The sequence below is a fragment of the Microlunatus antarcticus genome (assembly GCF_014193425.1).
Lineage (GTDB): Bacteria > Actinomycetota > Actinomycetes > Propionibacteriales > Propionibacteriaceae > Microlunatus > Microlunatus antarcticus.
This window is the reverse complement of the sequence record NZ_JACHZG010000001.1, coordinates 41,825-67,872: the sequence shown is the minus strand read 5'-3', so window position 1 is coordinate 67,872 and position 26,048 is coordinate 41,825. Positions and strand designations below refer to the sequence as shown.

Sequence of the window (26,048 nt, the reverse complement as noted above, 5' to 3'; positions counted from 1 at the left end):
CGTCCGCCACCGACTTCTGCGGACGGGAGGAGGCTGACGCTGCCAGACTCCCGGTGTGGCCGACCAGCTCGTCGTCGCGGCTGTGCTCGTCGACGACCTCGAACACCCGACCCGCGCTCTCGGGGCGCGCCGCTTCGCCCCTGAGTCCCTCGCCGGGCGCTGGGAGCTGCCGGGCGGCAAGGTCGAGCCGGGCGAGGAGCCCCTCGCGGCGCTGCACCGCGAGCTGGACGAGGAGCTGGGGATCACCGTCGAGGTCGGCGACGAGCTGGTCCCCCGGGGCGGCCCGGGCACGACCTGGCCGCTGACGTCCGGCCTCGCCATGCGGGTGTGGTGGTGCGTCGTCCGCACCGGCATCCCCGAGGCGGGCGCGGCGCACGACGCCCTGGCCTGGGTCGACAAGGTCTCGATCAACGACCTGGCCTGGCTCGACCCCGACCTCCCGGTCGTCGACGCGATCGCGGCGGCACTCACCTCGCCAGGGTTGACCGCCCCGCCAGACTGAGCCGATGACGCGCGCGCCGCTCGCCCTCGCCCTGCTCCTCGGGCTGCTGGCCGGCTGCAGCGCCCCGGCGGCGCAGGACTCCCCGCCGACGCAGCCCGCGGCGACCTCAGCTCCGACGTCGACCGTTGCCCCGAGCCCGACCGCGGCACCGACCCCGACGCCCACGCCCACGCCGACCAAGAAGGCGCCGGCGCGCAAAGTGAACCCGATCTCGATGCAGGCGCTGATCCAGAAGCGCTACGACGGTCGCGACCTGGAGCGCGGTCGGCTCCTGCGCGACCAGGGGAGCTACAAGCGCTACGCGGTCACGTTCCGCGGGGACGACGAGCTCATCTCCGGGATCATGAACGTGCCCGACGGCAAGGGCCCCTTCCCGGTGGTCGTGCTCAACCACGGCTACATCGACCCCGACACCTACTGGTCGGGCCAGGGCATGCCTCGCGAGCAGGACGTCCTCGCCCGGCGCGGCTACGTCGTGCTGCACGTCGACTACCGCAACCACGCCGGCTCCAGCGACGACGAGGACGGGGTCGACGGCACCGACTACGCGCTGCGGCTCCCGTACGTCGTCGACACGATCAACGCGGTGAAGGCGGTCAAGGCGTCGGGCTACGACTTCCTCGACACCGACCACGTCGGCTGGTTCGGCCGCTCGATGGGCGGCGGTGTCACGCTGCGCGCGCTGGCGGCGCAGCCGGGCCTGGTCGACGCGGCCGCCGTCTGGGCCTCGGTGAGCTCGCTGGAGGCGGACAACTGGGAGCGCTGGTACGCCGACAACGGCGAGCGGCAGGACACCAACAAGAAGATCGAGAAGACGTACGGGCTCCCCGACGACGACCCGGCCTTCTGGCGCGCCGCGTCGGCCCGGCCGTTCTTCGACCGGATCACCGAGCCGGTGCTGGTCCAGCACGGCGGCTCGGACCGCACCTGCCCGGTCCGCTGGGCGCGCTCGACGGTCGACGCGCTGGAGGACGCCGACGTCGACGTGACCTCGAACGTCTACCCCGGCGCGGACCACACCTTCGAGGGCGCCACGTTCAGCCGCGCGATGGACCGGACGGTCGACTTCTTCGACGACCACCTGCGCTGAGCGGGACCTACCCCTCCAGGACCGCCCAGTCGTGGGGCCCGACGGACTCCCCCGTCGGCGACGCGTACGGCTGGTCGCCCAGGTTGAGCGCGAGCGTCAGGGCGCCCTCGCCGTCACGGGCGCGGGCGTGGACGAGCAGGTGCTCGTTGGTCACCTGCTCGGTCGAGGTGACGGCGTCGACGAGCCAGGCGTGCTGACGGCGCAGCGAGAAGACCCGGCGGTAGACCTCCTCGAGGTCGGGGTGCGGGTCGGAGAACAGCCCGCGCTCGGCCGGGAGCTCGGGCCGTACGGCGTCGTCACTGTCGGGGCGGTCCTCCTTGACCGCCTCGAGCCCGAACTCGTCGCCGTAGTAGACGCACGGGACGCCGGGCAGGAAGCCGAGCAGCGCGACGGCGTGCGGCCAGTGGCGGTGGTCGTGGATCTGGCTGGCCACCCGGGTCGTGTCGTGGTTGCCGACGAAGGTCATCGGCACGAAGCGCTCGACGAACTCGGCGTGCCGGCCGAGGGTCCACTCGAGCTCGTGGAGGTTCACGGTGTCGAGCGAGGACCAGACGGCCTTCCACAGCTCGTACTGCGTGACCGAGTCGATGCCGGACTCCTCGACGTACGCCACGTAGTCGCCGTGGATCATCTCGCCCACGAACCAGGCGTCCGGGAACTCGGCGCGCACCGTCGGCAGCACCGCGGCCCAGAACGCCGCCGGCACGGCGTACGCGGCGTCGAGGCGCCAGCCGTCGATCCCGCGGCGCAGCCAGTGCAGCATCACGTCGCGGACGAAGTCCTGCACGACCGGTGCGGCGTGGTTCAGGGTGACGAGGGTGTCGTGACCCTCGAAGTAGTCGGCGGTGATGACGCCGTCGGTGTCGTAGAGCCGCTGCACCCACTCCGCCCCGGGCGACCCCGGACCATGCTCGAGAGCCTCCGCGACCGGCGGGAAGTCCCGGCCGGCGTGGTTGAAGACCCCGTCGAGGAGGACGCGGACGCCCCGGTCGTGGCAGGCGGCCACGAGGGCGTCGAAGTCGGCGTCGTCGCCGAGCCGCGGGTCGATCCGCAGGTAGTCGACGGTGTCGTACCCGTGGCTCGTCGCCGCGAAGACCGGGGCCAGCAGCAGCCCGTTGCAGCCGAGGGAGACCAGGTGGTCGAGCCAGCCCTCGATGTTCCGCAGCCGGTGCTCGACGCGCCCGTCGGCCAGGTCCGCCGCCTCACGCTCGGCCCCGACGAAGCCGAGCGGGTAGACGTGCCACCAGAAGACGTGGTCGACCCACCCAGCCGTCACGCTGCACCCTTTTTCACGCGTCCACCCTGCCAGACGCGCGTCCCCCGAGCTGACGGACGCCGGCGCCAACCCCCCAGCCGGTCGCCGACGTCCAGGACCTGAGGTTAACGAACCGGGCCGGTGAGCGCACCGAGGAGAAGATCACATCCGACGGGCCGCCACTAGGCTGACGAGGCACGCAGCGGCCGCAGCCGTCCGACAGCGAGGAGAACCACCATGTCGTCTTCGTCCATGGAGCCCGACGTCCCAGCCGACGAGACCAGCCAGGCCCAGACGGCCGTGGACCCGGACTCGACGATCGGCAACCTGACCGTCGAGGACGACCCCGAGGGCACCGTCGACCCGTCCGACCTCGCCGGCACCGCCAGCGAGGACGACGAGGACGTCAGCTAGCCGAGCTCCCTCGCTGGCGGAGGGTCAGTCCTTCTCCTTCGCCAGCTTCTTGAGCGCCTTGCTCTTGCCCGGGAAGACGTCCTGGTCGATGGGGTTCGAGGTGTACTGCCAGAAGGTCGCGGTCTTCCAGCCCTTCGGCAGCGCACCCGGGGTCTTGGTGCCGTAGCGGGCGACCCACAGCGGGTTCGTCTCGGCGAACTTGCTCGAGTTGCCCGTGCACTGCTTCCACCAGTCGAGGGTGGTGTAGATGACGGCGTCCTTGCCCGTCAGCTTCTTGTACTCCTTGGTGAAGGACGTGACCCACTTGACGGTGCTCTTCTTGCTCACGCCGTAGCAGGTCGAGCCGTACGGGTTGTACTCGATGTCGAGCACACCGGGCAGCGTGTGGCCGTCCGCGCTCCAGCCCCCGCCGTTCTTCACGAAGTAGCGGGCCTGCTTGTAGCCGGCCGCACCGGACGGGTTCGCGAAGTGGTAGGCGCCGCGGATCATCCCGGCCTTCGCCGCGCCCTTGTACTGGTTCTTGAAGTACGGGTTCTTGTACGAGGTGCCCTCGGTCGCCTTGATGTAGGCGAAGTCCTTGTCCTTCTTCGTCCAGGTCGACCACTTGAAGTTGCCCTGGTAGCTCGAGATGTCGACCCCGAGCACGCCCTTCGGCGTGAAGGAGCTCGTGCTCGACCGGGCCGCCGCGCCGTAGCGGAGCAGGCCGGAGCGCTGCTGCAGCGCGGCCCGCTCGGTCCCCCGCTCGCGCCAGCCCATGGTGGCGTTGCCGACCTCGAGGCCGGCCTTCTCGGCGGCGGCGGTGAGCTGGCGGCCGGACGCGGTCTTCTCCTGCGCGGCCGCGAGCGTGGCCTTCTCGCCCGACCCGGCGGACGGACCGCCGGGGGCCGCGGCCGCCGGGAGGCTGGTGGGCACGGCGAGCGCCAGCGCGGTCAGGCCGAGCGCCAGGGCTGGCAGGCCGCGGGCGATGCGGGAGTGTCGGGCGGTGCGTCGGGAGATCATGTGGTTCCTCGGAGTCGTCGGCGTCGGCTCGTGCTGCGTCCGCCGGCTTCCCCCTCGTACGAGCCGCGGACTGAGGCACCTTAAGCACGCCTGAGGGGGCCCGGGAAGAGCTCCGGGCCACTTCACTGATGAAACCCTCGTCCCTCTCGTCACACTTGAGAGTTGCCGTGAGGGATGATCGGGACGTGACGGCGCAAGCGCAGCAGACGGCGGTCGAGATGGGCGCCGAGCTCGTCGAGGAGGCCGCCCGACGCCTCGCCGGGGTGGTCGAGCGCACTCCCCTGCAGCGGAACACGCGGCTCTCCGCGGGCGGCGCCGAGGTCTGGTTCAAGCGCGAGGACCTGCAGGTCGTCCGCTCCTACAAGGTGCGCGGCGCCTACAACGTCCTGGCCCAGCTGAGCGAGGCGCAGCGGGCCCGCGGCGTCGTCTGCGCGAGCGCCGGCAACCACGGCCAAGGCCTGGCGTACGCGTGCGCCGCCCTCGGCATCCGGGGTCGCGTGTTCCTGCCGCGGAACACGCCCCGGCAGAAGCGCGAGCGGATCACCGCGATCGGCGGTGACCACGTGGAGGTCGTCGTCACGGGCGGCACCTACGACGAGGCGGCCGTCGCCGCTGCGGCGGACGCGATCCGGACCGGCGCCACCGTCGTGCCGGCCTTCGACGACCTGCGCACGATCGCCGGGCAGGGCACGGTCGCCCTCGAGCTCGTCGAGCAGCTGGTCGAGCAGACGGGCTCCCCGCCGGACGTGCTGGTCGTGCCCGTCGGCGGCGGCGGGCTGCTCGCGGGCTGCACGGCCTGGCTGCGCGAGCGCCACCCGCAGGTCCGGGTCGTGGGCGTCGAGCCGCTGGGGGCGGCCTGCGTGGCCGCCGCCCTCGCCGCGGGTCACCCGGTCGACCTCGTCGACCTCGACACGTTCGTCGACGGCGCCTCCGTCCGGCGGGCCGGCGCGCTGACCACGCCGCTCATCGCCGCGTCCGGCGCGGAGCTCGTGCAGGTGCCGGAGGGCGGGGTCTGCGTCGAGCTGCTGTCGATGTACGCCTCCGACGGCGTCGTCGCCGAGCCCGCCGGCGCCCTGGCCTCCGCGGCGCTGACGAGCGTCGTCCGGGTCGAGCCGGGCCAGCGCGTGGTGTGCGTGCTCTCGGGCGGCAACAACGACGTCAGCCGCTACGCCGAGATCGCCGAGCGCGCCGCGGTCTTCGAGGGCCGCAAGCACTACTTCCTCGTCGAGTTCGCCCAGCAGCCCGGCGCGCTGCGCCACTTCCTCGACGAGGTCCTCGGACCCGACGACGACATCACCCTGTTCGAGTACGTCAAGCGCAGCAACCGCGAGACCGGCCCGGCGCTGGTGGGGATCGAGCTGGCCCGACGCGAGGACCTGGCCCCGCTGCTGGCCCGGATGGCCGCGTCACCACCCCAGATCGAGCTGATCGGCAGCGACAGCCCGATGTTCCGGTTCCTGCTCTCGGGCTAGCGCCCGGCGCATCCGCCTCTGCCCGGCCCGGGGAACGGAGGACGTCTGCTGCAACAATCGCCGTTTCGGCGAAGGGGGAAAAGAATGTCGCTCAACCGTCGGCAGCTCTTGGCAGGGGGGCTCGGGCTCGGCGCGGCCGCCGGGCTCAGCGCCTGCTCGGGACTGACCAGCAAGGCCGGCAGCAGCGCCCCCTCGGGCGGCGCCAGCGCGGGCGGGCCGGTCGAGCTCACCTTCGTCAACTGGTCCGGCGACGAGGAGAAGGCCGCCTTCGACGCGGTCATCGCCTCGTTCCAGCAGGCCAACCCCGGGATCACGATCAAGACGGACACGGTCCCGTACGCGAGCGTCCAGACCAACCTGGACACCCGCTTCCAGGCGGGCAACCCGCCGGACCTGTTCCGCGTGTCCTACATCGACATGGGTCAGTACACGAGCCAGGACGTCCTGCTCGACCTCTCGGCCAGCCTGGACGCGAACGCGTTCGAGCCGGGCCTGTTCTCCGCGGTCGTCGCGAACGGCAAGCCGTACGGCGCCCCGCACCAGATCGACACGACCGCGATCCTCTACCGCAAGGACGCCTTCGAGGCCGCCGGGATCACGAACATCCCGACCACGCTGGAGGAGGCGTGGACCTGGGAGCAGTTCACCGACGCGTCGAACAAGCTGGCCAAGGTCACCAAGAGCGGCCAGTCCGCCTTCATCTACGACTGGCAGAGCGCTGGCGCGTACCGCTGGCTCACCTGGCTCTTCGAGGCCGGCGGCGCCCTGCTCACCCCCGACCTCAAGGCGGCGGCCATCGACTCCGACGCGGGCCGCAAGACGGTCGACTTCACGTCGGGCTTCTTCAAGAACGGCTGGGTGGCCAAGAACTCCTCGGTCAAGAGCACCACCTACCCCGACGCCGCCTTCCAGTCGGGGACGGTCGCCATGGCCTTCGCCGGCAGCTTCCTCGTGCCGACGATCAACAGCGGGGTCAAGCAGAAGTTCGAGTACGGCGCCATGCCGCAGCCGCGCGACGTCGCGGCCTCGACCGACCTCGGTGGCAACGCGGTCGTGGCACCCAAGAGCGGCAAGAACACCGAGGCCGCGACGAAGTTCCTCCAGTACCTGGTCTCGGAGGACGCGATGCGCACCTACTGCCAGGCCACGAACCAGCTGCCGACGCTCAAGAGCCTCACCGCGTCCCAGCTCGACTTCGCCATCCGGCCCGACCTGATGGCCCCGTTCGTGCTCCAGGCCAAGACGCTGACGCCCGAGCAGGTCGCCCAGGTCACGGTCCCGCAGTTCGCGAACCTCAACCTGGCGCTGCAGAACGAGCTCGAGAAGGCGTTCCTCGGCGGGCGGTCCGCCGCCGACACGACGGCCGCGCTGGCCGAAGCGGTGCAGAAGGCGGTGCAGTGAGCCAGGCGGCCGCGCTGGCCGCCGGGCAGGACGCCGTCACCCCGGCGGGCCGGTCGCCCCGCCGCCGGGGCCGGTCGCTGTGGGAGCCGTCGGCGCTGCTGTTCGTGGGCCCGTCGGTCCTGCTCGCCCTGGCCTTCCTGATCCTGCCGATGCTGGGGACGTTCTTCTACAGCACGCAGAAGGTGTCGCCCCTGACCGGCGACACCACGCCGCTGGGGCTCGAGAACTTCCGCACGATGCTCGGCGACGACACGTTCGTCCGGGCGCTGCTCAACACGGCGCTGTTCACGGTCATCACGGTGCCGCTGAGCATGGCCCTCGGGCTCGCCCTCGCGGTGCTGATGAACTCGGTGCTGCCCGGCCGCAAGATCTGGCGCACGGTGGTCTACCTGCCGCTGGTGATCTCGGGGGTGTCGGTCGGCCTGATCGGCACGTTCCTCTACAACGAGGTCATCGGCGTGGTGAACAAGCTGCTGGTCGCCCTCGGGGCGTCGAGCGGCATCCCCTGGCAGTCGAACGGGGCCTGGGCGTTCATCTCGGTCGTCCTGGTGACGCTCTGGATCCGCGTCGGCTTCAGCATGATCATCTACCTCGCCTCGCTGCAGGCGGTGCCGCCCGACCTGTACGAGGCCGCCGCCCTCGACGGCGCGAACGGCTGGCAGCGCTTCCGGAACGTGACCGTCCCGCTCGTCGGACCGGCCACGTTCTTCCTGATCATCATGAACGTGATCTACAGCTTCCAGGTCTTCGACACGATCTTCGTGCTGACCAACGGCGGCCCCGGCAACAGCACCGAGGTGCTCGGCACCTGGGCCTACAAGGTGGCCTTCGGCCCCACCCGCGACCAGGGCTACGGCGCCGCGATCGGCGTCGTGATCTTCGTGCTGACGCTCGTCTTCACGATCGTCCAGTGGCGCGCCAACCGCAGCCGGGACGAGGTGGCCTGATGGCCGTCACCGCCGACCAGGGCGCCGTACGCTCCCGCGCCACGAGCGTCTCCGCCACCCGTGGGCCCGCCACGCGCCGCACCCGTACGCGGGTGGGTCTCGCGCTCCGGGTCGTCGTCGCCGTCGTCGTGTCCGTGGTCATGGCCTTCCCGCTGTGGGTGATGATCGTGACCGCGCTGTCGGGGCAGTCCGTCTTCTCCACCGAGCTCGACCTGCTGCCCACGAACATCACGCTCGACAACTTCGCGCGGGTCTTCACCGCCTGGCCGATCGGGCAGTGGTTCTCCAACTCCGTCACCGTCACCGCGCTGACCACGATCATCTCGGTGATCGTCTCGGTGATGGCCGGCTACGGCTTCGCCAAGCTGCGCTTCCCGGCGAAGACGCCGCTCTTCCTGCTGCTGCTCTCGACGATGATGATCCCGACGCAGGCGATCCTCGTGCCGCAGTTCCGGCTCGTGAACGCGCTCGGCCTTGTCGGCACCTTCTGGGCCGTGATCATCCCGGGCGCGGCCGCCACGTTCGGCATCTTCCTCGCCCGGCAGTTCATGATCGCCATCCCCACCGAGCTGATCGAGGCGGCCAAGATCGACGGGGCGGGACCGGTCCGGATCTTCTGGAGCATCGTCCTGCCGCTGTCGAAGCCGTTGCTCGCGGTGCTGACGCTGCTGAGCCTGATGTACCAGTGGAACGACTTCCTCTGGCCGCTGATCGTGCTGCGCGACCCGAGCCTCTACACGCTGCCCATCGGGCTGCAGTTCCTGCAGGGGCAGTACCAGACCGACTACGGCGCCCTGATGGCGATGACGCTGATCACCGTCGGGCCGCTCATCGTGCTGTTCCTGGTCTTCCAGCGCTGGTTCGTCCAGGGCTTCGCGACCTCCGGCATCCGCTGACGCCGGCTAGACCCGGTAGCGCGCGCCGCTGAGGCCGCGCTGCTGGCCGACGGTCATCCAGTGCAGGAGCACGTCGAGCTCCAGGCGCGGGACGCTGCCCACCAGCAGGCCCGCGGCGAGGAGGTCGGCGGGCAGCCCCGGGTTGACCGACCAGGCCCCCACCCCGAGGCCGGCCCCCTGCACGAGCAGGTCCTCCCGGGGCCCAGCCACCCGGCGGATCGCCGCGATGGCGTCAGCCATCGAGCCCTGCTCCGCCGCCAGCCGTCGGGCCGTGCCGACGACCTCGCCGAAGAAGAGACGTTCGGGATCAGGACCGTGCCGGGACATGTCCTTATTAGAACACCTGTTCGAAGGAACGCCATCAGGTCTACCTGCTCAATCCGTGCCCCGAGATGGCGCGTGGCGGTGAGTCCCACGCTCAGATCCTGACCAACCCTCGATCTCGGGGCACGGATTGAGCAGATCTCGAGAAGACCGGGAAGACGAGTCGAGGCTCAGGCGTCGACGGGAACGGTCGCTCCGGCTCGGCTGAACTTGTGGCGGTGGCGCTCCGTCCAGTCGACGGCCCGGCGCTCGCGCTCGAGCTCGCCCTCGGCGATGAGCTGGATCTGACGCGGGCGGCCGAGCGCCGCGAGGTCGATCATCAGCTGCACGCCGGCCTGCTGCGCGGCCACGACGGCGTCGACGAGGTCCTCGTCGAGGCGGACGCCGTACGCCTCCGCGAACACGGCCATGCGGTGCCGCCGGCGTGGCTTGCGGGCCATGCCGAGCACGCCGTGCCAGTAGCTGCGGTCGCGCAGCGGGGCGAGGTAGTGCAGCGCGTAGCCGATGTCGGTCAGGCGGGTGCCGACCGAGGCGTACTCCCAGTCGATGAGCCCGACGAGCTGCTCGCCGGGCGGCCGGACGAGGTCCCAGACGAGGTTCCAGGGGCCGGGGTCGCCGTGGCAGACGAGCTCGCCGGGCCGGCTGCCGGTGCCGCGCCGCCCGTCGAACCAGACCGGCTCCGTCTCGGGCTGCCAGCCCTCCACCGCGTCGTGGTAGCGCCGCAGCAGCTGGGCCACCTCGGCGACCGCCGCGTCGCTCTGCACGACCGTGCACGCCTCGTCACCCGAGATGCCCTCGATGTAGCCGACGTCGTCGTGGTCCCCGCTCACCCCGCCCGGCCGCGGCGACTCCGCGAAGCCGGCCTCGGCGAGGTAGGCCAGCAGCTCCTGGACCGACTCCGACCAGGGGTGGCGCGGGTGCCGGACCTGGTCCCCGTGGCGGACCACGGGACGGTCGGCCCGGGACTGCAGGATCTCGTCCACGACACCCTCCGACACGGCCTCCAGCACCGCCGCAGCGTACGGCGACACTCCCGTCACCTGCGCGTCATGCGTTGACACGAGACCGGAACTCCGGTGATGTTCAATCCTCACCCCGAGAGGGGTCCTCGAAGGCGAGATGGAGATGTTGACGTGACGACGGTGCGAGCAGCGATCACCCAGACGACGTGGACGGGCGACAAGGCCTCGATGCTCGACCTCCACGAGCGCTTCGCCCGCGAGGCGGCGGCCGACGGCGTGCAGGTGATCTGCTTCCAGGAGCTCTTCTACGGCCCCTACTTCGGCATCACCGAGGACGCGAAGTACTACGACTACGCCGAGCCGGCCGACGGCCCGGTCGTGCAGCGCTTCGCCGCGCTGGCGGCCGAGCTGAAGCTCGTCATGGTCCTCCCGATCTACGAGGAGGAGCTGCCCGGCGTCTACTACAACACCGCCGTGGTGGTCGACGCCGACGGGACGATCCTCGGCAAGTACCGCAAGCACCACATCCCGAACCTCGAGAAGTTCTGGGAGAAGTTCTACTTCCGCCCCGGCAACCTCGGCTACCCCGTCTTCCAGACCGCGGTCGGGCCGATCGGGGTCTACATCTGCTACGACCGGCACTTCCCGGAGGGCTGGCGCGAGCTCGGCCTCAACGGCGCCCAGATCGTCTTCAACCCGAACGCCACCAAGCCGGGCCTGTCCAACCGGCTGTGGGAGATCGAGCAGCCGGCGGCCGCCGCGGCCAACGGCTACTTCGTCGCCGCGCCCAACCGGGTCGGCCGCGAGGACAACGAGTACGGCGACGCGGCGGTCACGTTCTACGGATCCAGCCAGTTCGTGGACCCGCAGGGCAACCTGATCGGCCCGATGGGCTCCCAGGTGTCCGAGGAGGTCGTGATCCGCGACCTGGACCTCGACATGATCCGGCGTGTCCGCAACGACTGGCAGTTCTACCGCGACCGTCGGCCGGAGTCGTACACCAGCACGGTGAAGCCGTGACGACCACGCTGATCACCGGCGGGACCGTCGTCAACGCGACCGGAGCCTCTCCCGCCGACGTGCTCGTGGACGGCGAGACGATCGTCGCCGTCCTCGCGCCGGGGTCGCAGCTGCTCGGGACCGACCTGGCGGCGTCGGTCGACCGGGTCGTCGACGCGAGCGGGAAGTACGTCATCCCCGGCGGCATCGACGCCCACACCCACATGCAGATGCCGTTCGGCGGGACGGAGGCGTCGGACACGTTCGAGACCGGCACCCGGGCCGCGGCCTGGGGCGGGACGACGAGCATCATCGACTTCGCCATCCAGCGGACCGGCGAACGGGTCGAGGACGGCCTCGCAGCCTGGCACGAGAAGGCCGCCGGTGAGTGCGCGGTCGACTACGGGTTCCACCAGATCATCGGCGGCGTCGACGAGTACTCGCTCAAGGCGATGGACTCGCTGGTCGACGAGGGCATCACCAGCTTCAAGCTCTTCATGGCCTACCCCGGCGTGTTCTTCTCCGACGACGCGCAGATCCTGCGCGCCATGCAGAAGTCCCGCGAGACCGGGCTGCTGACGATGATGCACGCCGAGAACGGCCCGGCGATCGACGTCCTCGCCGAGCAGCTCTACAACCAGGGCAAGACCACCCCGTACTTCCACGGCATCGCCCGCGCCTGGCAGCTCGAGGAGGAGGCCACGCACCGCGCGATCATGCTGGCCGACCTCACCGGTGCCCCGCTCTACGTCGTCCACGTCAGCGCCAAGCAGGCCGTCGAGCAGCTCGCCGCCGCCCGCGACCGCGGCCAGAACGTGTTCGGCGAGACCTGCCCCCAGTACCTCTACCTCTCGCTGGAGGACCAGCTCGGTGCGCGGAGCGAGGAGTGGGGCGACTTCGAGGGCGCCAAGTGGGTCTGCTCGACTCCGCTGCGCTCCCGCGCGGAAGGTCACCAGGACGCGATGTGGCGGGCGCTGCGGACGAACGACCTGCAGACCGTCTCGACCGATCACTGCCCGTTCTGCATGCGCGGCCAGAAGGACCTGGGCCAGGGCGACTTCCGCGCCATCCCGAACGGGATCGGCTCGATCGAGCACCGCGTCGACCTGCTCTACCAGGGCGTCGTGACCGGCGAGATCACTCTGTCGCGCTGGGTGGAGCTCATCGCCACGACCCCGGCCCGGATGTTCGGGCTGTACGGGCGCAAGGGCGTCGTCCAGCCCGGCGCCGACGCGGACCTCGTGATCTACGACCCGCAGGGCCACACTTCCATCGGACTCGGGAAGAGCCACCACATGAACATGGACTACTCCGCCTGGGAGGGCTACGAGGTGGACGGTCACGTCGACTGGGTCATGTCCCGCGGCTCCGTGCTGGTCGACGAGACCGGCTACGTCGGCACCAAGTCGCACGGCAAGTTCCTGAAGCGCGACCTGACGCAGTACCTCGTATGAAGTTCGGAGTCGTCCTCCAGACCAACCCGCCCGCGTGGCGCACGGTGCAGCTCGCGGAGCTGGCCGAGGCGCACGGGTTCGAGTACGTGTGGACCTTCGACAGCCACCTGCTGTGGCAGGAGCCGTACGTCATCTACAGCCAGATCCTCAGCCGGACGAACCGCATCATCGTCGGCCCCATGGTCACCAACCCGGCGACCCGCGACTGGACCGTCACGGCGTCGATCTTCGCGACGCTGAACGAGATGTTCGGCAACCGGACCGTCTGCGGCATCGGCCGCGGCGACTCGGCCGTCCGCGTGACGAACGGCAAGCCGACGACCGTGCGCGACATGCGCGAGGCGACACACGTCATCCGCGAGCTCGCGAACTGCCGTGCGGTCGACTACAACGGCTCGACGATCCGCTTCCCGTGGGCGAGCACGTCGGAGCTCGAGGTGTGGATCGCGGCGTACGGGCCCCTCGCGCTCAAGGCGGCCGGGGAGGTCGGCGACGGCTTCATCCTGCAGCTGGCCGACGTCGACATCGCGCGCTGGATGATCGAGGCGGTCCGGACGGCCGCGAGCAACGCCGGCCGGGACCCCGACGCCCTGACCTTCTGCGTCGCCGCCCCCGCGTACGTGGGCACCGACCTGCCGCACATGCGCGACCAGAGCCGCTGGTTCGGCGGGATGGTCGGCAACCACGTGGCCGACATCGTCGCGAAGTACGGGGCCGACAGCTCCGTCCCGCACGCCCTGACCGACTACATCAAGGCGCGCGAGGGCTACGACTACAACGAGCACGGGCGCGCGGGGAACACGCACACGTCGTTCGTGCCCGACGAGATCGTCGACCGCTTCTGCCTGCTCGGCACGGCCGAGGAGCACATCGCCAAGCTGCACGAGCTGAAGGCGCTCGGTGTCGACCAGTTCTCGGTCTACCTCCAGCACGACAACAAGGAGGAGACGCTGCGCGCGTACGGCGAGACGATCATCCCGGCCCTGCGCGACTCCGTGACCGCCCGCTCGTGAGCACCCGCATCCGCGCGTGGGGCCTCGGCCTGCTCGGGCTCGTCGTCCTCGGCGTGGTGTGGGAGGTCTACAAGGCCCTCGGGCCGGCGGCCGGCGTCGAGCTCGGCGGCCGCGTCGTCCTGCCCCGGACCAGCGACCGCGCGATGCCGCACCTCTGGGACATCGCCGGGCGGCTGGTCGAGCCGGCGCTCGGACGTTCCGGGGACCCGCTCTGGCAGGTCGTCGGGCACGCGTGCCTGTTCTCGCTCAAGATCGCCGCGATCGGCTGGTTCGTCGGCGTCGTGGTCGGGCTGGCGCTGGCGCTGCTCATGCAGCGCTTCCGGCTCGCCGAGTCGGCCGTCCTCCCCTGGGTCGTCCTGAGCCAGACCGTCCCGCTCATCGCCATCGCCCCGCTCGTCCGGCGCTGGGGGTCGCAGGTGCGGATCGGCAGCTTCGCCTGGGACAGCCAGGACTCCGTGGCCGTGATCGCCGCGTACCTCGCGTTCTTCCCCGTCGCGGTCGGCATGCTGCGCGGGCTCAAGGCCCCCGACGCCACGCACCTCGACCTGATGCGGACGTACGGCACCGGCTGGCGCACGACGCTGCTCCGGCTGCGGCTGCCGGCGAGCGTGCCCTACCTGCTGCCCGCCCTCCGGCTGGCCGCCGCGGCGGCGGTCATCGGGACCGTCGTGGCCGAGGTCTCGATCGGGCTGCGCGGCGGCATCGGCCGGCTCGTCCTCGAGTACGCCCAGGCCGCCGGCGGCGACCCCGCCAAGCCGTGGGCCCCGATCATCGGCGCGATCGTCGTCGGCCTCGTCGCCGCCGGGTTCGTCACGCTGCTCGGGGTCTTCCTCAAGCCCTACCGACGTTCGGAGGTGGCCGCGTGAGCTCCTCGGACACATCAGCGGTGCACGTGGAGGGCCTCGACCGGGTCTTCACCAGCAAGCAGGGCAGCGTCACGGCGCTGACCGGGGTCGACCTCGACGTCGCGCCGGGTGAGTTCGTGTCGCTGATCGGCCCGAGCGGGTGCGGCAAGAGCACGCTGCTGCGGCTGGTCGCCGACCTCGACGAACCCACGTCGGGCACCCTCGAGGTGTTCGGCAAGAGCGCGCGGCAGGCCCGCCTCGACCAGGACTACGGCATCGCCTTCCAGCAGGCGGGGCTGCTCCCCTGGCGCACCGTCGCCCGGAACATCGAGCTCCCGCTCGCGCTCCACAAGGTCGGCAAGGCCGAGCGCCAGGCCCGGGTCGAGGAGCTGATCGAGCTGATCGGCCTGACCGAGTTCGCCGGGTCCTACCCCGACCAGCTCTCCGGCGGCATGCAGCAGCGCGTCGCCATCGCTCGCGCCCTGGCCGAACGGCCCCGGCTGCTGCTCATGGACGAGCCGTTCGGCGCGCTGGACGAGATGACCCGCGAGCGCATGCAGAACGAGCTCGCCCGGATCTGCGGCGAGACCGGCGCCGCGGTCGTCTTCGTCACGCACTCGATCCCGGAGGCCGTGTTCCTGTCCGACCGGGTGGTCGTCATGTCGCCGCGGCCGGGCCGGATCGTCGACGTCGTGCCCGTACGCCTGCCCGGAACGACCCGCGACGACGCCCTGCGCGAGGACGCCGCGTTCTTCGACGCGGTCGCGAAGGTGCGCGAGGCGCTGCACGGCGAGGCACCCGTCGGGACCCGCGGGGTGGAGAACCGGTGAGCGTCCCGACCGGCGCCGCCACCGTCCCGGCCCGGGTGCTGGCCCCGGGTGGCTCCGCCCGGACCGTCGTCGCCCCGATCGCCTTCGGTGTCGTCTTCGTCGGCCTGTGGCAGGGACTCGTCTCCGGCCTGGGGATCGACCCGTACGTCGTCCCCGCCCCCTCGGCGATCCTCGCCGAGGTCGTCGACAACGCGGGGTCGGTGGCCTCCGGCGCCGCCCACACCGGCCTGAACGCGCTGCTCGGGCTGGTGATCGGCACCGTCGTCGCGATCGTCTTCGCCGTGCTGGCCAGCGTCGTCCGCGTCCTCGACCAGCTCGCCGCCCCGGTCGTCGCCGCGCTCTCGGTGATGCCGATCGTCGCCCTCGCCCCGGTGCTCTACACGCTCTACGGCGCGGCGGTGGAGACCGCGCGCGTGCTCGTCGCCGCCCTGGCCGTGCTCATCCCCGTGTACGTGAACACGCTGCGCGGACTGCGCCAGACCAAGCCGGTGCACCGCGATCTGATGCGCGCGTACGCGGCCACGTCGTTCCAGCAGCAGTGGGCCCTGACCCTGCCGACGGCCGCGCCGTACCTCTTCACCGGCCTGCGGATCGCCTCGTCGCTCGCCGTGATCTCGGCCCTGGTCGCGGAGTACTTCGGCGGCCCGATCGGCGGCCTCGGCAAGTCGATCACCTCGGCCGCGTCGTCGAGCAACTACCCGCTGGCCTGGGCGTACGTGCTCGGCGCCATCGTGCTCGGCCTCGTCTTCTACGTCGTCGCCCTGCTCGCCGAGGTCGTCGCGACCCGGCACCGCCCCACCTGATCCAGCGCACCACCCCACCCCAGACCGAGAGATGGAGAAGCCCATGGGCTCACCGAAGATCAGCCGACGGACCATGCTGGGCCAGACCGGCCTGGCCGCCGCTGCGGTCGGGCTCACGCTCGCCGGGTGCGGCAGCTCGTCCGACTCCGCCCCCGAGGCCGGCGGCAGCGCCTCGTCGGCGCCGCTCACGCCGGTCAAGCTGCAGCTGCAGTGGGTGGCGCAGGCGCAGTTCGCGGGCTACTACGCCGCGGTCGACCAGAAGTTCTACGAGGCCGAGGGTCTGGCCGTGGAGATCGTCGAGGGCGGTCCGGACATCGTCCCGCAGGACGTGCTGTCGGCCGGCGACGTCGACTACGCCATCTCGTGGGTGCCGAAGGTCCTCGGCTCGATCGAGAAGGGCGCCAAGATCACGAACGTCGCCCAGATCTTCGAGCGCAGCGGGACGACGCAGATCTCGTTCAAGGACAAGAACATCGTCGCGCCGGGCGACCTGGCCGGCAAGAACGTCGGCAGCTGGGGCTACGGCAACGAGTGGGAGCTGTTCGCCGGGATGCAGAAGGCGGGGATCTCCACCGGCGACATCAAGCTCGTGCAGCAGGCGTTCGACATGAACGGCTTCCTCGCCGGCGACATCGACGCGGCCCAGGCGATGACCTACAACGAGTACGCGCAGGTCCTCGAGTCGGAGAACCCGGCGACCGGACAGCTGTTCCAGCCGAGCGAGCTCAACGTCATCAGCTGGAACGACGTCGGCACGAACATGCTGCAAGACGCGATCTGGGCCAACTCGGAGAAGCTGAGCAGCGACGCCGCCTACCAGGACACGACGACGAAGTTCATCAAGGCCTCGATCAAGGGCTGGATCTTCGCCCGCGACAACGCCGAGGCGGCCGCGTCGATCGTCACGACGGCGGGCTCCCAGCTGGGCGTCAGCCACCAGCAGTGGCAGACCAACGAGGTGAACAAGCTGATCTGGCCGTCCACCAGCGGCGGCATCGGCTCGATCTCCGACGTGGCGTGGGAGCGCACGGTCGGCATCGCCAAGGGCACCAAGAACGAGACCGGCGCGACGATCATCACCGCCGACCCGCCGCAGACGGCCAAGAACACGGCCTACGTGACCAAGGCGCTCGAGGAGCTCAAGGCCGAGGGCGTCGACGTCGAGGGCAAGGCCTTCACGCCCCTGACGGTGACGCTGCAGAAGGGCGGCGCCTGACGGCAGCGCCGAACTTCTGTGCGGTTGACGACCTCTGAGGTCGTCAACCGCGCGGAAGTTTGTGGCCTCTGGCCAGGATGGGGCCATGGCCACCATCTGCATCACCGGCGCGACCGACGGCATCGGGCTCGCGACCGCCGAACGGCTCCTCGCCGCCGGGCACCGCGTCCTCGTCCACGCCCGCAACCCCGCGCGCGGGCAGGCCGTCGTCGACCGCCTCGAGGGTGACGCCGTGCTCGTCACCGGCGACCTCGCCTCGCTCGCCGAGGTCGAGTCCCTCGCGAACCAGATCGCCGAGCACGCCCCGATCGACGTGCTGGTCCAGAACGCCGGCGTCTGGGTACGCGGAGACGTCCCGCCGACGAGCGTCGACGGCTTCGAGACGACGTTCGCCGTCAACGTCCTCGCGCCCCACCTCCTCACCGCCCGCCTCGCCGAGCACCTCACCGGCCGGCTGATCTGGCTGGGCTCCGGGATGGCCGGCAGCGGCCACCCCGACGCCGAGGACCCGGGCGCGAAGACCGACCCGAGCCGGGCGTACTCCGACAGCAAGGCGAGCGACGTCCTGCTGGCGAGCGCCTGGGGCCGCCGGCTGCCGCAGGTCTCTTCCGTCGCGGTCGACCCGGGCTGGGTCAAGACCAAGCTCGCCTCGAACGGCGCACCCGGAACGGTCGACACCTCGGCCGAGTCTCTGACGTTCCTCAGCACGGAGGCCGATCTCGGCCAAGGCCTCTACTGGCGCGGCCGCCGGACGATCACCGTCCCCAAGCACCTGCGCGACGAGGCGTACGCCGACGCGCTCGCGGCGACCTGCGACCGATACGTGGCGGAGACCTCGGGCCGGTAGTACCTTTTCGTCGATTCGGTAGCATCACCGGTGTGAAGATCAGCGTGAGCCTGCCGATGGTCGACGTCGAGCTGTTGGACACGTACGCCCACAATCACGCGTTCGCGTCCCGATCAGCCGCCCTGCAGCACGCGATCGACCTGCTGCGGCAGGCCGAGCTCGCCGACGCGTACGAGGAGGCGTGGGACGAGTGGGACAGCAGCGGTGAAGCCGCGTTGTGGGAGACGGTCAGCGCCGACGGTCTGCCGGTGACGTGAGGCGCGGGGAGATCCGGGTGGCGGACCTCGAGCCGGTACGAGGATCCGAGGCCGACAAGCGCCGCCCGGTCGTCGTCGTCAGCAACGACGCGGCCAACCGCCGGGCCGAGAGCCTGGGTCGCGGGGTGATCACGGTCGTGCCGCTGACGTCCAACGTCACCCGGGTGCTGCCGTTCCAGGTGCTCGTCGAGGCGGGGTCCGCCGGGTTGACTCGAGCCTCGAAGGTCCAGGCCGAGCAGGTCCGGTCGATCGCCGTCGAGCGGCTGGGTGCACGCGTCGGCCGGCTGGGACCCGAGACGATGCTCGAGGTCGACCGGGCACTCCGTCTGCACCTCGCGCTCTGAACCAGAAGCAGAGCGAGGCTTAACAATCCGTAACCGGGGCGTGGTGGCTGCGGAGGGCGTGCAGGCAGCAGAATGCGGACCATGGCGACCGTCACGGATCCCGACATCACGCAGGCCCAGCTCGCGTACGGGACGAAGGTCGTCGCCGTCGAACCCGGTGGCGTCGAGGCCATCCCGGAGGGCGAGCGGCACGGGCGCCCGCTGCAGCTGCTGTGGACGTGGGCCTCGCCGAACTTCGAGTTCGCCACCATCGCCGTCGGCATCCTCAGCGTGCTCGCCTTCGGGCTGACGTTCTGGCAGGCGGTCGCCGCGATCGTCCTCGGCACCCTGCTCGGCTCGGTGTCGCTCGGCGTCCTGTCGACCTGGGGCCCGCGCGACGGGCTCGCGCAGATGGTGCTCAGCCGGACAGCCTTCGGCTACCGCGGGAACATCCTCCCGGCGGGGCTCAACGCCCTCACCGCCGGCATCGGGTGGTTCGCGGTCAACAGCATCAGCGGCGCACTCGCCCTGTCGGTCCTCACCACGCTGCCCGCGTTCGTCTGCCTGGTCGTCGTCGTCCTGGCCCAGCTGGTCATCGCCTTCTTCGGGCACAACCTGGTGCACGCGTTCGAGCGCTACGCGTTCCCGGTGCTGGCGATCATCTTCGTCGTGGCGGCCGTCATCGTGCTGTCGCAGGCGAACCCCTCGGCCCCCGTGCTGAGCGGCGGACCGCCGCCGGTCGGCGGCTTCCTCATCACCGCCGGGGCAGCGTTCGGCTACGCCGCCGGCTGGAACCCGTACTCGTCGGACTACACGCGCTACCTGCCCAAGGGCACCCGCAAGCTGCCCATCGGGCTGTTCGCCGGGCTCGGCTGCTTCGTGTCCTGCTGCCTGCTGGAGATCGCCGGCGCGGCCGTCGTCACCGCGGGGCAGACCGCGGTGAGCCCGGCCTCGTTCACCAACCTGCTGCCGAGCGTCGTCGGGAAGGCCACGCTGCTGGCGATCTGCCTGGGCGCCGTCTCGGCGAACGTGATCAACGTCTACTCGGGCGCGATGTCGTTCATGGCCCTGGGCTTCAAGGTCCCGCTCGCCCGCGCCCGGGCGATCGTCGCCGTGGTCTTCGGGCTGCTCGGCCTGCTCGTCGCCAGCTTCGGGCTGCGCAACGCCGGCCAGAGCTACGAGGCGTTCCTGCTGATCATCGCGTACTGGGTCGCGCCGTGGCTCGGCGTCGTCTTCACCGACCGCTACCTGCGCCGCGGCCAGGACGTCGGCGTCCTCGCGCAGAGCACGACGCACGTCAACCTCGCCGGGCCGATCGCCATGGCCGTCGGCCTCCTGGTCTCGATCCCCCTCTTCGCCAACCAGACGCTCTACACCGGGCCCGTCCCCCGTGCGATCCCGAGCGTCGGCGACCTGACCGCCGTCGTCGGCCTCGTGGTCGCCGCCGTCGTGTACGCGGTCCTCCACCGCACGCTCGGGCGCGGGGCCCGGGACGGGGTCGTCGCGTGAGCCGGCCGGCGGACCGCGAACTGCTGGCCGTCGCGCTCGAGGAGGCCCGGGCCGGCCTCGCCGAGGGCGGCATCCCGATCGGCGCCGCGCTCTTCGCCGCGGACGGGACGTTGCTCGGCCGCGGCCACAACCGGCGCGTCCAGGACGACGACCCCTCGGTGCACGGGGAGACCGACGCGTTCCGCCGCGCCGGGCGTCAGCGCACCTACCGCGGCACGACCATGGTCACGACGCTGTCGCCGTGCTGGTTCTGCAGCGGGCTTGTGCGACAGTTCGGCATCACCCGGCTCGTCGTCGGCGAGGCCCGGACGTTCCACGGCGGGCACGACTGGCTCGCCGAGAACGGCGTCGAGGTCGTCGTGCTCGACGACGAGACCTGCGTGGCGATGATGACCGACTTCATCGCCGCGAACCCGGCCCTCTGGAACGAGGACATCGGGGTCGACTGACCGTGACCGTCCATCTCGTCGTCGGCCTACCCGGAGCCGGGAAGACGACGAGGGCCCAGGAGCTAGAGGTCAGCGAGTCGGCTCTTCGCCTGACACCGGACGACTGGCTGATGACAATGTTCCACCTCGACAGCCCGACGCAGTGGCGCTCGCCGGAGCGGGCCAGCCAGCGCGACCGGATCGAGGGCAAGCTCGTCGAGGTCGGGATGCGAGCAGCACAGCTTGGTGTCGACGTCGTCCTCGACTTCGGCTTCTGGGCGAAGGACGAGCGATCTGCACTTCGGTGGATCGCCGAGTCGCTGGGTGTGCGGACACAGGTCGTCTACCTGTCGGTCGACCTCGACGAGCAGCGCCGACGCGTCAGTCACCGCTACGAGTCCGGCCCGAGTCACTTCCGCTTGAGCGACGCCGAGCTGGAGCAGTGGCAGGAACAGTTTCAAGCGCCGGACCAGGAGGAGCTGCAGGGCGGCGCAATCCCCTCGCCCCCGCCGCCGCACGCGAGCTGGTGGTCGTGGGCGTGCGAACGCTGGCCGTCGTTGCCGAAGGAGCGATCCGTCTGAGTTCGCCGGGGGACTAGTGGATCTGCCCCGTGGCCGCCGTCGTCCCACCGTCCACCGGCAGCAGGGCGCCGGTGATGTACGCCGCGTCCGGGCTGGCCAGGAACAGGACCGCCCGGGCGATGTCCTCCGGCTGACCGGGACGCCCGAGGGTGACGCGGTTGGCCAGGGCCTCGTCGAAGCCCGGCGTCTTCGTCATGCCCTCGGTGATGCGCGTGACGGTGAGGGCGGGCGCGACCATGTTCACCCGGACGCCGTCGGGGCCGAGGTCCAGGGCGAGGGACTGCAGCATCGTCACGCCGGCGCCCTTGGTGGCGTTGTAGGCGAACTGGCCCCAGTCCCCGCGCATCCCCGACACCGACGAGATCGCCACGACGTTGCCGCGCGATGCCTTGAGGTGCGGGACGGTCGCCCGGAGGACGTAGAAGAGCCCATCGACGTTGACGCCCTGCATCAGGTGCCACTGCTCGTCGGTGAGGTCCTCGAGGTCCGCGGTCTCGAAGACCGCCGCGTTGGGCACGACCACGTCGAGCCTCCCGAAGCGCTCGACGGCGGCGGCCACGGCGCCCTCGACGTCCGTACGCGAGGAGACGTCGGCCTGCAGCGCGAGCGTCTTGCCCGCGTCGAAGCCGGACAGCGCGTCGGTGACCGTCTCGACGTGGCGGCCGAGCCCGACGACGGACGCCCCCTGCTCGGCGAACGCCTGCGCGACGGCTCGACCGATGCCGTCCCCGGCGCCGGTCACGAGGACGACGGTGTCGTCGTACGGGTACTTCACGGAGCTGATCACCGCTCCAAACTAGTCCCGGACGTCCCCGCCACGCTGCTCGACCACGTGGGCCTCGGCGGTCGCCAGGGGCGCCGTCCGCACGCGCAGCGTCCGGGCCGCGTCGTCGTACGACCAGCCCACCGCGTCCCCGCCCGGGGCGACCTCGGTCAGCGTGACCCCGTCCACCCGCACCCGGTCGGGACGCGACAGCGCGCGCAGGTCGACGGCGTACGCACGTTCGGCGACCGCTCCCGGGAACGTCCCGCTCGCGGCCCCCACGGTGAGCCGGCTCGAGGGACGGCGCCACCACCACGGCCCGCGGTCGGACGCGTACGTGAACGTCGTGTCCGCCGACTCCCCGGTCGTGTAGCCGAGCCCGTCCCCCGCGTCCGTGTGCAGCACGGACGAGGTCACCGACCCCGCCACGCTGCTGGCGACGGCGAGCGAGACCGCGGCCGGGCTCGGCTCGACCCGCTGCGCCCCCGGGACCTGCGTGACGATGCCGCCCGCCCGCAGGAACACGGGCATCTGGTCCAGCGGAACCGTCACGGTCTGCGTCGACGGCCCCGTGTACGTGCGGCCGTCGAACCACCCGACCCACCGCCCCGGCGGGAACCAGACCTCCCGGCTCGCGCTCGCCCCCGCCGTCACGACCGGCGCGACCAGCAGGTCGTGGCCGAAGCGGTACTCGTCGGGGTGCGCGTACGCCTCGGGCGACTCCGGGTCGTCGAGGTAGAGCGGGCGGCAGATCGGCTGGCCGGTCCGCGTCGCCTCCCACCCGGCCGAGTAGGTGTACGGGCTGAGCGCCTCCCGCAGCCGCAGGAAGTCGGCCGCCGGCCCGTCGCCCGCGTCGTACTGCCAGGGCAGCCGGTCGCCGTGGTAGGAGTGCAGCCGCAGGACCGGCTGGAACGTCCCCAGCTGCACCCACCGCGCGTAGAGGTCGTCGGGCAGGTGCCGGCCGAGGAAGCTGCCGATGTCGTGGCTGACCCACGGCTGGCCGATCGCGGCCTCGTCGGGCGTCAGCCGCGCGGCGAGCGCGAGCGTCTCCCAGGTCGCGGCGGTGTCGCCGGTGAAGTGGACCGTGCTGCGGTGCTCGCCCCACGGCCCGCTCGGGTACGACCCGCGGAAGTCCTGCAACGAGGCGCCGAGCCGCGACAGCACCACGCCGCGCTGGCCGGCGTCGGTCAGCCGCCGCGCGTACTGCTCGTTGAGCCAGCTGTCCGGCGTCGCGCCGGGCACGTCGACCGTCGAGCTCGTGCAGCACCAGTCCATCCACCACTGCCGCACGCCCTCGCGCTCGTACGGGGTGTGCAGCGCGAACCAGGCCTCCGCCTGCGCCCGGTCGCCGAAGTCGAGGGCGTGGCAGTCGGGCGAGAAGCACTGCCCGGCCCGCACGAGGTCGGCCCCGCTCTCGCGCTCGACGGTGCGCAGCGCCGCGTCCCGCCCCGACAGCCCGGCGTGCACGTTGAGCACGACGGCGAGCTGCTGGGACCGCGCCCAGGCGAAGAACGCGTCCGGGTCGGGGAAGAGGTCCGCGTTCCACTCCCAGCCGTCCCAGCGGACCGGCGCCTTCCAGTCGGTGTCGACGCTCAGCCCGTCGACCGGGACGTCGTGCTGGGCGAAGGCCGGCAGGAGCTCGCGCTCGTACGTCCGGGCCGCGATGGCGTCGTAGACCGAGTACCAGACCCCGGTCATCCACTGCGGCGGCAGCGCCGCGGCACCGGTCAGCACGCGCAGGTCGGCGAGCGCCGTCGCGTAGTCGTGGCCGTAGCCGAAGAACCACCCGTCCTGAAAGGTCGGGTCGCCGGTCGGCCGGCCCGTGATCCAGCCGTCCGCGGTCCGCACCGCCGCCCAGCTGTCGTCCAGCAGCCACGAGCCCTGCCGGTTGAGCACGCCCGGGTGCAGGGCCACCGCGTCGACGTCCGGCCCGGCCTGGTCCGGGTACACGTCGAGGCCGCGGGTCCAGCCGCCGAGCTGCCCGGGCTCGTCGGTGGCCGGCGGCTGGGTCGTCACGTCGGTCGGGTAGCGCGCGCCCGGCTCGGTCACCGCGACGGCGTCGAGGTCGACGCGGCACGAGACGTCGTCGGAGCACCGGGTGGCGACCACCGAGTCGCCGGCCCCGAGGTCCACGTCGACCGTCGTCGTGCGCCAGGTGGACCACCCGCCGCTCGGCGGGGCGTCCAGCCGGCCGACGCGACGCCCGCCCACCAGCACGTCGAGCGTGCGCGTGGACGACGAGCCGTTCGCGTACGCGACCTGCAGGGCGTGGCGCCCCGCGCGTGGCACGCCGGTGATCGTCCAGGCGTCGGTCGAGCCGTGCTGGCCGAGGTCGGAGGCGTAGCCGCGACCCGACGCACCCTCGTGGGTGTGGTGCACGCTCTGCCCGCCCGAGAGCCGGCCGTCCTCGGCCTCGCAGCGGGTACCGTACGCGCACGTGCCCGGCGGGCGCCGCCAGGTCGGCCGCGCGGTGGTCGGGGTGCCGGCGACGTCGAGGTCGACCGCCAGGTTCTCCGGGGTGAACGTCCCCGAGCCCTCGCGGTAGCGCAGCGTCAGCCGGTCGGTCCTCAGCAGGAGCCAGCCGTCGACGTGGTCCACCGAGTACGCCGGCGGGGCGGCGTCCCGAGGAGCATCTCCCGTCGGCACCGTCGTCGTGGGCCGGTCGTCGAACCGCCCGCCCGCCGCGTGCTGCACCCGCAGGAGCGTGGGCGTCACGACCTCGAAGCGCGCGTCCCCGCTGACCACGACCCCGGTCGTCGGACCCGGCGACGGGGCCGCGGCGGCCGGACCGACGACGAGGACGGGCAGCAGCAGCGCCAGCGCGAGGGCGAGCCCTCCGACACGGCGCGTCCTGCCCGTCCGCGAGGTCAGCGGGCGGTCCACACGGGCGCGTTGACCGCGCCCGAGCTGCGCACGACCCGGGTCGCCCCGCTGCCGTCCGACTTCATGATGAACAGGTGCGGCTCGTCGGCACCGCGGCGGAACGCGAGCCGCGCGCCGTTCGGCGACCACGACGGGTCCTGGTCGTACGCCGAGCCGGTCGTCAGCGCCCGGGTCCCGCCGCCGCGCCCGTCGGCCCCGACCCGGACGATGCCGATGCTGCGGCGCTTGCCGTCCAGGCGCACGTACGCGACCTCGTCGGCCGTGGGTGACCAGACCGGGTTGACGTTCGTCCCGGCGAGGACGCGGACCGGCGAGCTCGACCCGTCGGTCGGGGCCGAGAAGAGCGCACCGCCGAGCTTGTAGGGCAGGTACGGGTCCCGCGCGTAGACGACCCGCGAGCCGTCGGGGCTGAAGGTGGCGTCGCCGAGCTGGCCGTGGTCGAGCTGCTTCACCAGCGTGCCGTCGGTGTTCATGATGTTGAGGACGTCCTCGCCGCCCTCGTCGAAGGGCGAGCACACGATCGCGAGGGTGCCGTTCACCCCGACCGCCGGCCGGCGGAGCTTCGGGCAGTCCGTCGAGCCGTCAGCGAAGAGCCGGGTGTCGGACTGGCCGTCCGCCGAGACCGCGCGGAGCGAGGCCCGGTCGTCGGCCTCCCGACGGATGTAGACGATGGTCCGCCGGTCGGGGGACAGCGAGGCGGCCACGTTCTTCTCCCCGACCACCAGGTCGGCCCCGGTCAGGCCGTTGGTGCTCACGGTGGAGATCGTCCGGTTGCTGCCGGCGGAGTAGCGCCACACCATCTCGTCGTCCGGCAGCGGCGCCGCGGACTGCGGCAGGGCCGGTGCGGACGGGGTCGCGCTCGGCGCGGCGCTCGAGGGCACCGCGGCCGGGGCGTCAGCGGGAGCGTCGGCGGGCGCGCCGCCACCCGCCGTGCAGGCGGCGACCGAGAGACCCACCGCCGTCACCAGCGCGCAGCGGAGCAGGAAGGGGGTGCGGGTCATCGAGAGCTCCGTGTCGGGGCGTGGTGCGTCAGCG

At 71.7% G+C, this 26,048-nt stretch carries 27 protein-coding genes; 20 read left to right on the top strand and 7 right to left on the bottom strand.

Features of this window, described 5'->3' with window-relative positions; translation table 11 throughout:
* Positions 1–55: 55 nt before the first annotated feature.
* Together FHX39_RS00335 and FHX39_RS00330 are read left to right on the top strand one after the other, a co-directional pair.
* Complete coding sequence (locus FHX39_RS00335) at positions 56–502, top strand: (deoxy)nucleoside triphosphate pyrophosphohydrolase (protein WP_183335820.1); 447 nt, start codon at positions 56–58, stop codon at positions 500–502.
* A 4-nt stretch (positions 503–506) separates the two neighbouring features.
* Entirely contained in the window at positions 507–1,592 is a 1,086-nt protein-coding gene (locus FHX39_RS00330) for an alpha/beta hydrolase family protein (protein ID WP_183335818.1), read from the top strand.
* Between the two features lie 7 nt (positions 1,593–1,599).
* Here FHX39_RS00330 and FHX39_RS00325 read toward each other — a convergent pair whose 3' ends face one another.
* Positions 1,600–2,868 carry an alpha-amylase family glycosyl hydrolase gene (locus tag FHX39_RS00325; protein WP_183335816.1) on the bottom strand — a complete coding sequence of 423 codons (1,269 nt, stop codon included), beginning with the start codon at positions 2,866–2,868 and terminating at the stop codon, positions 1,600–1,602.
* A gap of 216 nt (positions 2,869–3,084) precedes the next feature.
* Here FHX39_RS00325 and FHX39_RS00320 point away from each other — a divergent pair, with 216 nt between their 5' ends.
* Positions 3,085–3,261: a hypothetical protein gene (locus tag FHX39_RS00320; RefSeq protein ID WP_183335814.1), complete on the top strand. Its 177-nt coding sequence runs from the start codon at positions 3,085–3,087 to the stop codon at positions 3,259–3,261.
* Between the two features lie 24 nt (positions 3,262–3,285).
* Here FHX39_RS00320 and FHX39_RS00315 read toward each other — a convergent pair whose 3' ends face one another.
* Positions 3,286–4,260 carry a GH25 family lysozyme gene (locus FHX39_RS00315; RefSeq protein ID WP_232530550.1) on the bottom strand — a complete coding sequence of 325 codons (975 nt, stop codon included), beginning with the start codon at positions 4,258–4,260 and terminating at the stop codon, positions 3,286–3,288.
* 218 nt (positions 4,261–4,478) lie between these two features.
* Here FHX39_RS00315 and ilvA point away from each other — a divergent pair, with 218 nt between their 5' ends.
* The 4 genes from ilvA to FHX39_RS00295 all read left to right on the top strand — a co-directional run bounded on the left by ilvA (position 4,479) and on the right by FHX39_RS00295 (position 8,976).
* On the top strand, positions 4,479–5,732 hold the full coding sequence (gene ilvA / locus FHX39_RS00310) for a threonine ammonia-lyase IlvA (protein WP_183340661.1): 1,254 nt from the start codon (positions 4,479–4,481) through the stop codon (positions 5,730–5,732).
* An 84-nt stretch (positions 5,733–5,816) separates the two neighbouring features.
* Positions 5,817–7,133, top strand: coding sequence for an ABC transporter substrate-binding protein (locus tag FHX39_RS00305; RefSeq protein ID WP_183335812.1), 1,317 nt, complete (start codon positions 5,817–5,819; stop codon positions 7,131–7,133).
* Entirely contained in the window at positions 7,130–8,080 is a 951-nt protein-coding gene (locus FHX39_RS20785) for a carbohydrate ABC transporter permease (RefSeq protein ID WP_198423194.1), read from the top strand. Before FHX39_RS00305 ends, FHX39_RS20785 begins: the two co-directional genes overlap by 4 nt.
* On the top strand, positions 8,080–8,976 hold the full coding sequence (locus FHX39_RS00295; protein WP_183335810.1) for a carbohydrate ABC transporter permease: 897 nt from the start codon (positions 8,080–8,082) through the stop codon (positions 8,974–8,976). The genes FHX39_RS20785 and FHX39_RS00295 overlap by 1 nt, the downstream gene beginning before the upstream one ends.
* Positions 8,977–8,982: 6 nt before the next feature.
* Here the strand turns inward: FHX39_RS00295 and FHX39_RS00290 are convergent, their stop codons facing one another.
* Together FHX39_RS00290 and FHX39_RS21895 are read right to left on the bottom strand one after the other, a co-directional pair.
* Entirely contained in the window at positions 8,983–9,303 is a 321-nt protein-coding gene (locus FHX39_RS00290; protein ID WP_183335808.1) for a hypothetical protein, read from the bottom strand.
* 167 nt (positions 9,304–9,470) lie between these two features.
* Positions 9,471–10,331 carry a phosphotransferase gene (locus tag FHX39_RS21895; protein ID WP_183335806.1) on the bottom strand — a complete coding sequence of 287 codons (861 nt, stop codon included), beginning with the start codon at positions 10,329–10,331 and terminating at the stop codon, positions 9,471–9,473.
* A 102-nt stretch (positions 10,332–10,433) separates the two neighbouring features.
* Here FHX39_RS21895 and FHX39_RS00280 point away from each other — a divergent pair, with 102 nt between their 5' ends.
* The 13 genes from FHX39_RS00280 to FHX39_RS00220 all read left to right on the top strand — a co-directional run bounded on the left by FHX39_RS00280 (position 10,434) and on the right by FHX39_RS00220 (position 21,367).
* A complete protein-coding gene (locus FHX39_RS00280) occupies positions 10,434–11,282 on the top strand; it encodes a nitrilase-related carbon-nitrogen hydrolase (RefSeq protein WP_183335804.1) in 849 nt (282 codons plus the stop codon).
* On the top strand, positions 11,279–12,715 hold the full coding sequence (hydA, locus tag FHX39_RS00275; protein WP_183335802.1) for a dihydropyrimidinase: 1,437 nt from the start codon (positions 11,279–11,281) through the stop codon (positions 12,713–12,715). The genes FHX39_RS00280 and hydA overlap by 4 nt, the downstream gene beginning before the upstream one ends.
* Positions 12,712–13,728, top strand: coding sequence for a TIGR03842 family LLM class F420-dependent oxidoreductase (locus FHX39_RS00270; RefSeq protein WP_183335800.1), 1,017 nt, complete (start codon positions 12,712–12,714; stop codon positions 13,726–13,728). Before hydA ends, FHX39_RS00270 begins: the two co-directional genes overlap by 4 nt.
* Positions 13,725–14,594, top strand: coding sequence for an ABC transporter permease (locus tag FHX39_RS00265; protein ID WP_183335798.1), 870 nt, complete (start codon positions 13,725–13,727; stop codon positions 14,592–14,594). The genes FHX39_RS00270 and FHX39_RS00265 overlap by 4 nt, the downstream gene beginning before the upstream one ends.
* On the top strand, positions 14,591–15,403 hold the full coding sequence (locus FHX39_RS00260) for an ABC transporter ATP-binding protein (protein ID WP_183335796.1): 813 nt from the start codon (positions 14,591–14,593) through the stop codon (positions 15,401–15,403). Before FHX39_RS00265 ends, FHX39_RS00260 begins: the two co-directional genes overlap by 4 nt.
* Positions 15,400–16,206 (top strand): ABC transporter permease, encoded by an 807-nt coding sequence (locus tag FHX39_RS20775; protein WP_198423192.1) that lies wholly within the window; start codon positions 15,400–15,402, stop codon positions 16,204–16,206. The genes FHX39_RS00260 and FHX39_RS20775 overlap by 4 nt, the downstream gene beginning before the upstream one ends.
* Positions 16,207–16,249: 43 nt before the next feature.
* A complete protein-coding gene (locus FHX39_RS00250; RefSeq protein WP_232530549.1) occupies positions 16,250–17,422 on the top strand; it encodes an ABC transporter substrate-binding protein in 1,173 nt (390 codons plus the stop codon).
* 85 nt (positions 17,423–17,507) lie between these two features.
* The gene (locus tag FHX39_RS00245; protein WP_183335793.1) at positions 17,508–18,269 is read left to right on the top strand and encodes an SDR family NAD(P)-dependent oxidoreductase; all 762 of its coding nucleotides are present in this window, start codon (positions 17,508–17,510) and stop codon (positions 18,267–18,269) included.
* A gap of 32 nt (positions 18,270–18,301) precedes the next feature.
* Positions 18,302–18,526 carry a ribbon-helix-helix domain-containing protein gene (locus FHX39_RS00240; protein WP_183335792.1) on the top strand — a complete coding sequence of 75 codons (225 nt, stop codon included), beginning with the start codon at positions 18,302–18,304 and terminating at the stop codon, positions 18,524–18,526.
* Positions 18,487–18,870 carry a type II toxin-antitoxin system PemK/MazF family toxin gene (locus FHX39_RS00235; protein WP_332836584.1) on the top strand — a complete coding sequence of 128 codons (384 nt, stop codon included), beginning with the start codon at positions 18,487–18,489 and terminating at the stop codon, positions 18,868–18,870. The genes FHX39_RS00240 and FHX39_RS00235 overlap by 40 nt, the downstream gene beginning before the upstream one ends.
* Before the next feature lie 81 nt (positions 18,871–18,951).
* The gene (locus tag FHX39_RS00230; protein ID WP_183335790.1) at positions 18,952–20,358 is read left to right on the top strand and encodes a purine-cytosine permease family protein; all 1,407 of its coding nucleotides are present in this window, start codon (positions 18,952–18,954) and stop codon (positions 20,356–20,358) included.
* Entirely contained in the window at positions 20,355–20,807 is a 453-nt protein-coding gene (locus FHX39_RS00225; RefSeq protein ID WP_183335789.1) for a nucleoside deaminase, read from the top strand. Before FHX39_RS00230 ends, FHX39_RS00225 begins: the two co-directional genes overlap by 4 nt.
* Before the next feature lie 2 nt (positions 20,808–20,809).
* Complete coding sequence (locus FHX39_RS00220) at positions 20,810–21,367, top strand: AAA family ATPase (RefSeq protein ID WP_183335788.1); 558 nt, start codon at positions 20,810–20,812, stop codon at positions 21,365–21,367.
* A gap of 13 nt (positions 21,368–21,380) precedes the next feature.
* On the opposite strand, the gene FHX39_RS00215 is transcribed toward FHX39_RS00220, so the two are convergent.
* The 3 genes from FHX39_RS00215 to FHX39_RS00205 are packed head-to-tail and all read right to left on the bottom strand — an operon-like array spanning position 21,381 to position 26,014.
* Positions 21,381–22,154 carry an SDR family NAD(P)-dependent oxidoreductase gene (locus tag FHX39_RS00215; RefSeq protein ID WP_198423191.1) on the bottom strand — a complete coding sequence of 258 codons (774 nt, stop codon included), beginning with the start codon at positions 22,152–22,154 and terminating at the stop codon, positions 21,381–21,383.
* A 9-nt stretch (positions 22,155–22,163) separates the two neighbouring features.
* On the bottom strand, positions 22,164–25,013 hold the full coding sequence (locus tag FHX39_RS00210) for a TIM-barrel domain-containing protein (protein ID WP_183335787.1): 2,850 nt from the start codon (positions 25,011–25,013) through the stop codon (positions 22,164–22,166).
* The gene (locus FHX39_RS00205) at positions 24,998–26,014 is read right to left on the bottom strand and encodes a TolB family protein (RefSeq protein ID WP_183335785.1); all 1,017 of its coding nucleotides are present in this window, start codon (positions 26,012–26,014) and stop codon (positions 24,998–25,000) included. Before FHX39_RS00205 ends, FHX39_RS00210 begins: the two co-directional genes overlap by 16 nt.
* Positions 26,015–26,048 lie beyond the last annotated feature (34 nt).

What these genes read in the sequence shown, in the direction of transcription:
- FHX39_RS00245 (WP_183335793.1), top strand. Translation starts at nt 17,508, where the DNA reads ATGGCCACCATCTGCATCACCGGCGCGACCGACGGCATCGGGCTCGCG.
- FHX39_RS00305 (WP_183335812.1), top strand. Translation starts at nt 5,817, where the DNA reads ATGTCGCTCAACCGTCGGCAGCTCTTGGCAGGGGGGCTCGGGCTCGGC.
- FHX39_RS00295 (WP_183335810.1), top strand. Translation starts at nt 8,080, where the DNA reads ATGGCCGTCACCGCCGACCAGGGCGCCGTACGCTCCCGCGCCACGAGC.
- FHX39_RS00290 (WP_183335808.1), bottom strand. Translation starts at nt 9,303, where the DNA reads ATGTCCCGGCACGGTCCTGATCCCGAACGTCTCTTCTTCGGCGAGGTC.
- FHX39_RS00250 (WP_232530549.1), top strand. Translation starts at nt 16,250, where the DNA reads ATGGGCTCACCGAAGATCAGCCGACGGACCATGCTGGGCCAGACCGGC.
- FHX39_RS00230 (WP_183335790.1), top strand. Translation starts at nt 18,952, where the DNA reads ATGGCGACCGTCACGGATCCCGACATCACGCAGGCCCAGCTCGCGTAC.
- FHX39_RS00315 (WP_232530550.1), bottom strand. Translation starts at nt 4,260, where the DNA reads ATGATCTCCCGACGCACCGCCCGACACTCCCGCATCGCCCGCGGCCTG.
- FHX39_RS00330 (WP_183335818.1), top strand. Translation starts at nt 507, where the DNA reads ATGACGCGCGCGCCGCTCGCCCTCGCCCTGCTCCTCGGGCTGCTGGCC.
- FHX39_RS00320 (WP_183335814.1), top strand. Translation starts at nt 3,085, where the DNA reads ATGTCGTCTTCGTCCATGGAGCCCGACGTCCCAGCCGACGAGACCAGC.
- FHX39_RS00205 (WP_183335785.1), bottom strand. Translation starts at nt 26,014, where the DNA reads ATGACCCGCACCCCCTTCCTGCTCCGCTGCGCGCTGGTGACGGCGGTG.
- FHX39_RS00270 (WP_183335800.1), top strand. Translation starts at nt 12,712, where the DNA reads ATGAAGTTCGGAGTCGTCCTCCAGACCAACCCGCCCGCGTGGCGCACG.
- ilvA (WP_183340661.1), top strand. Translation starts at nt 4,479, where the DNA reads ATGGGCGCCGAGCTCGTCGAGGAGGCCGCCCGACGCCTCGCCGGGGTG.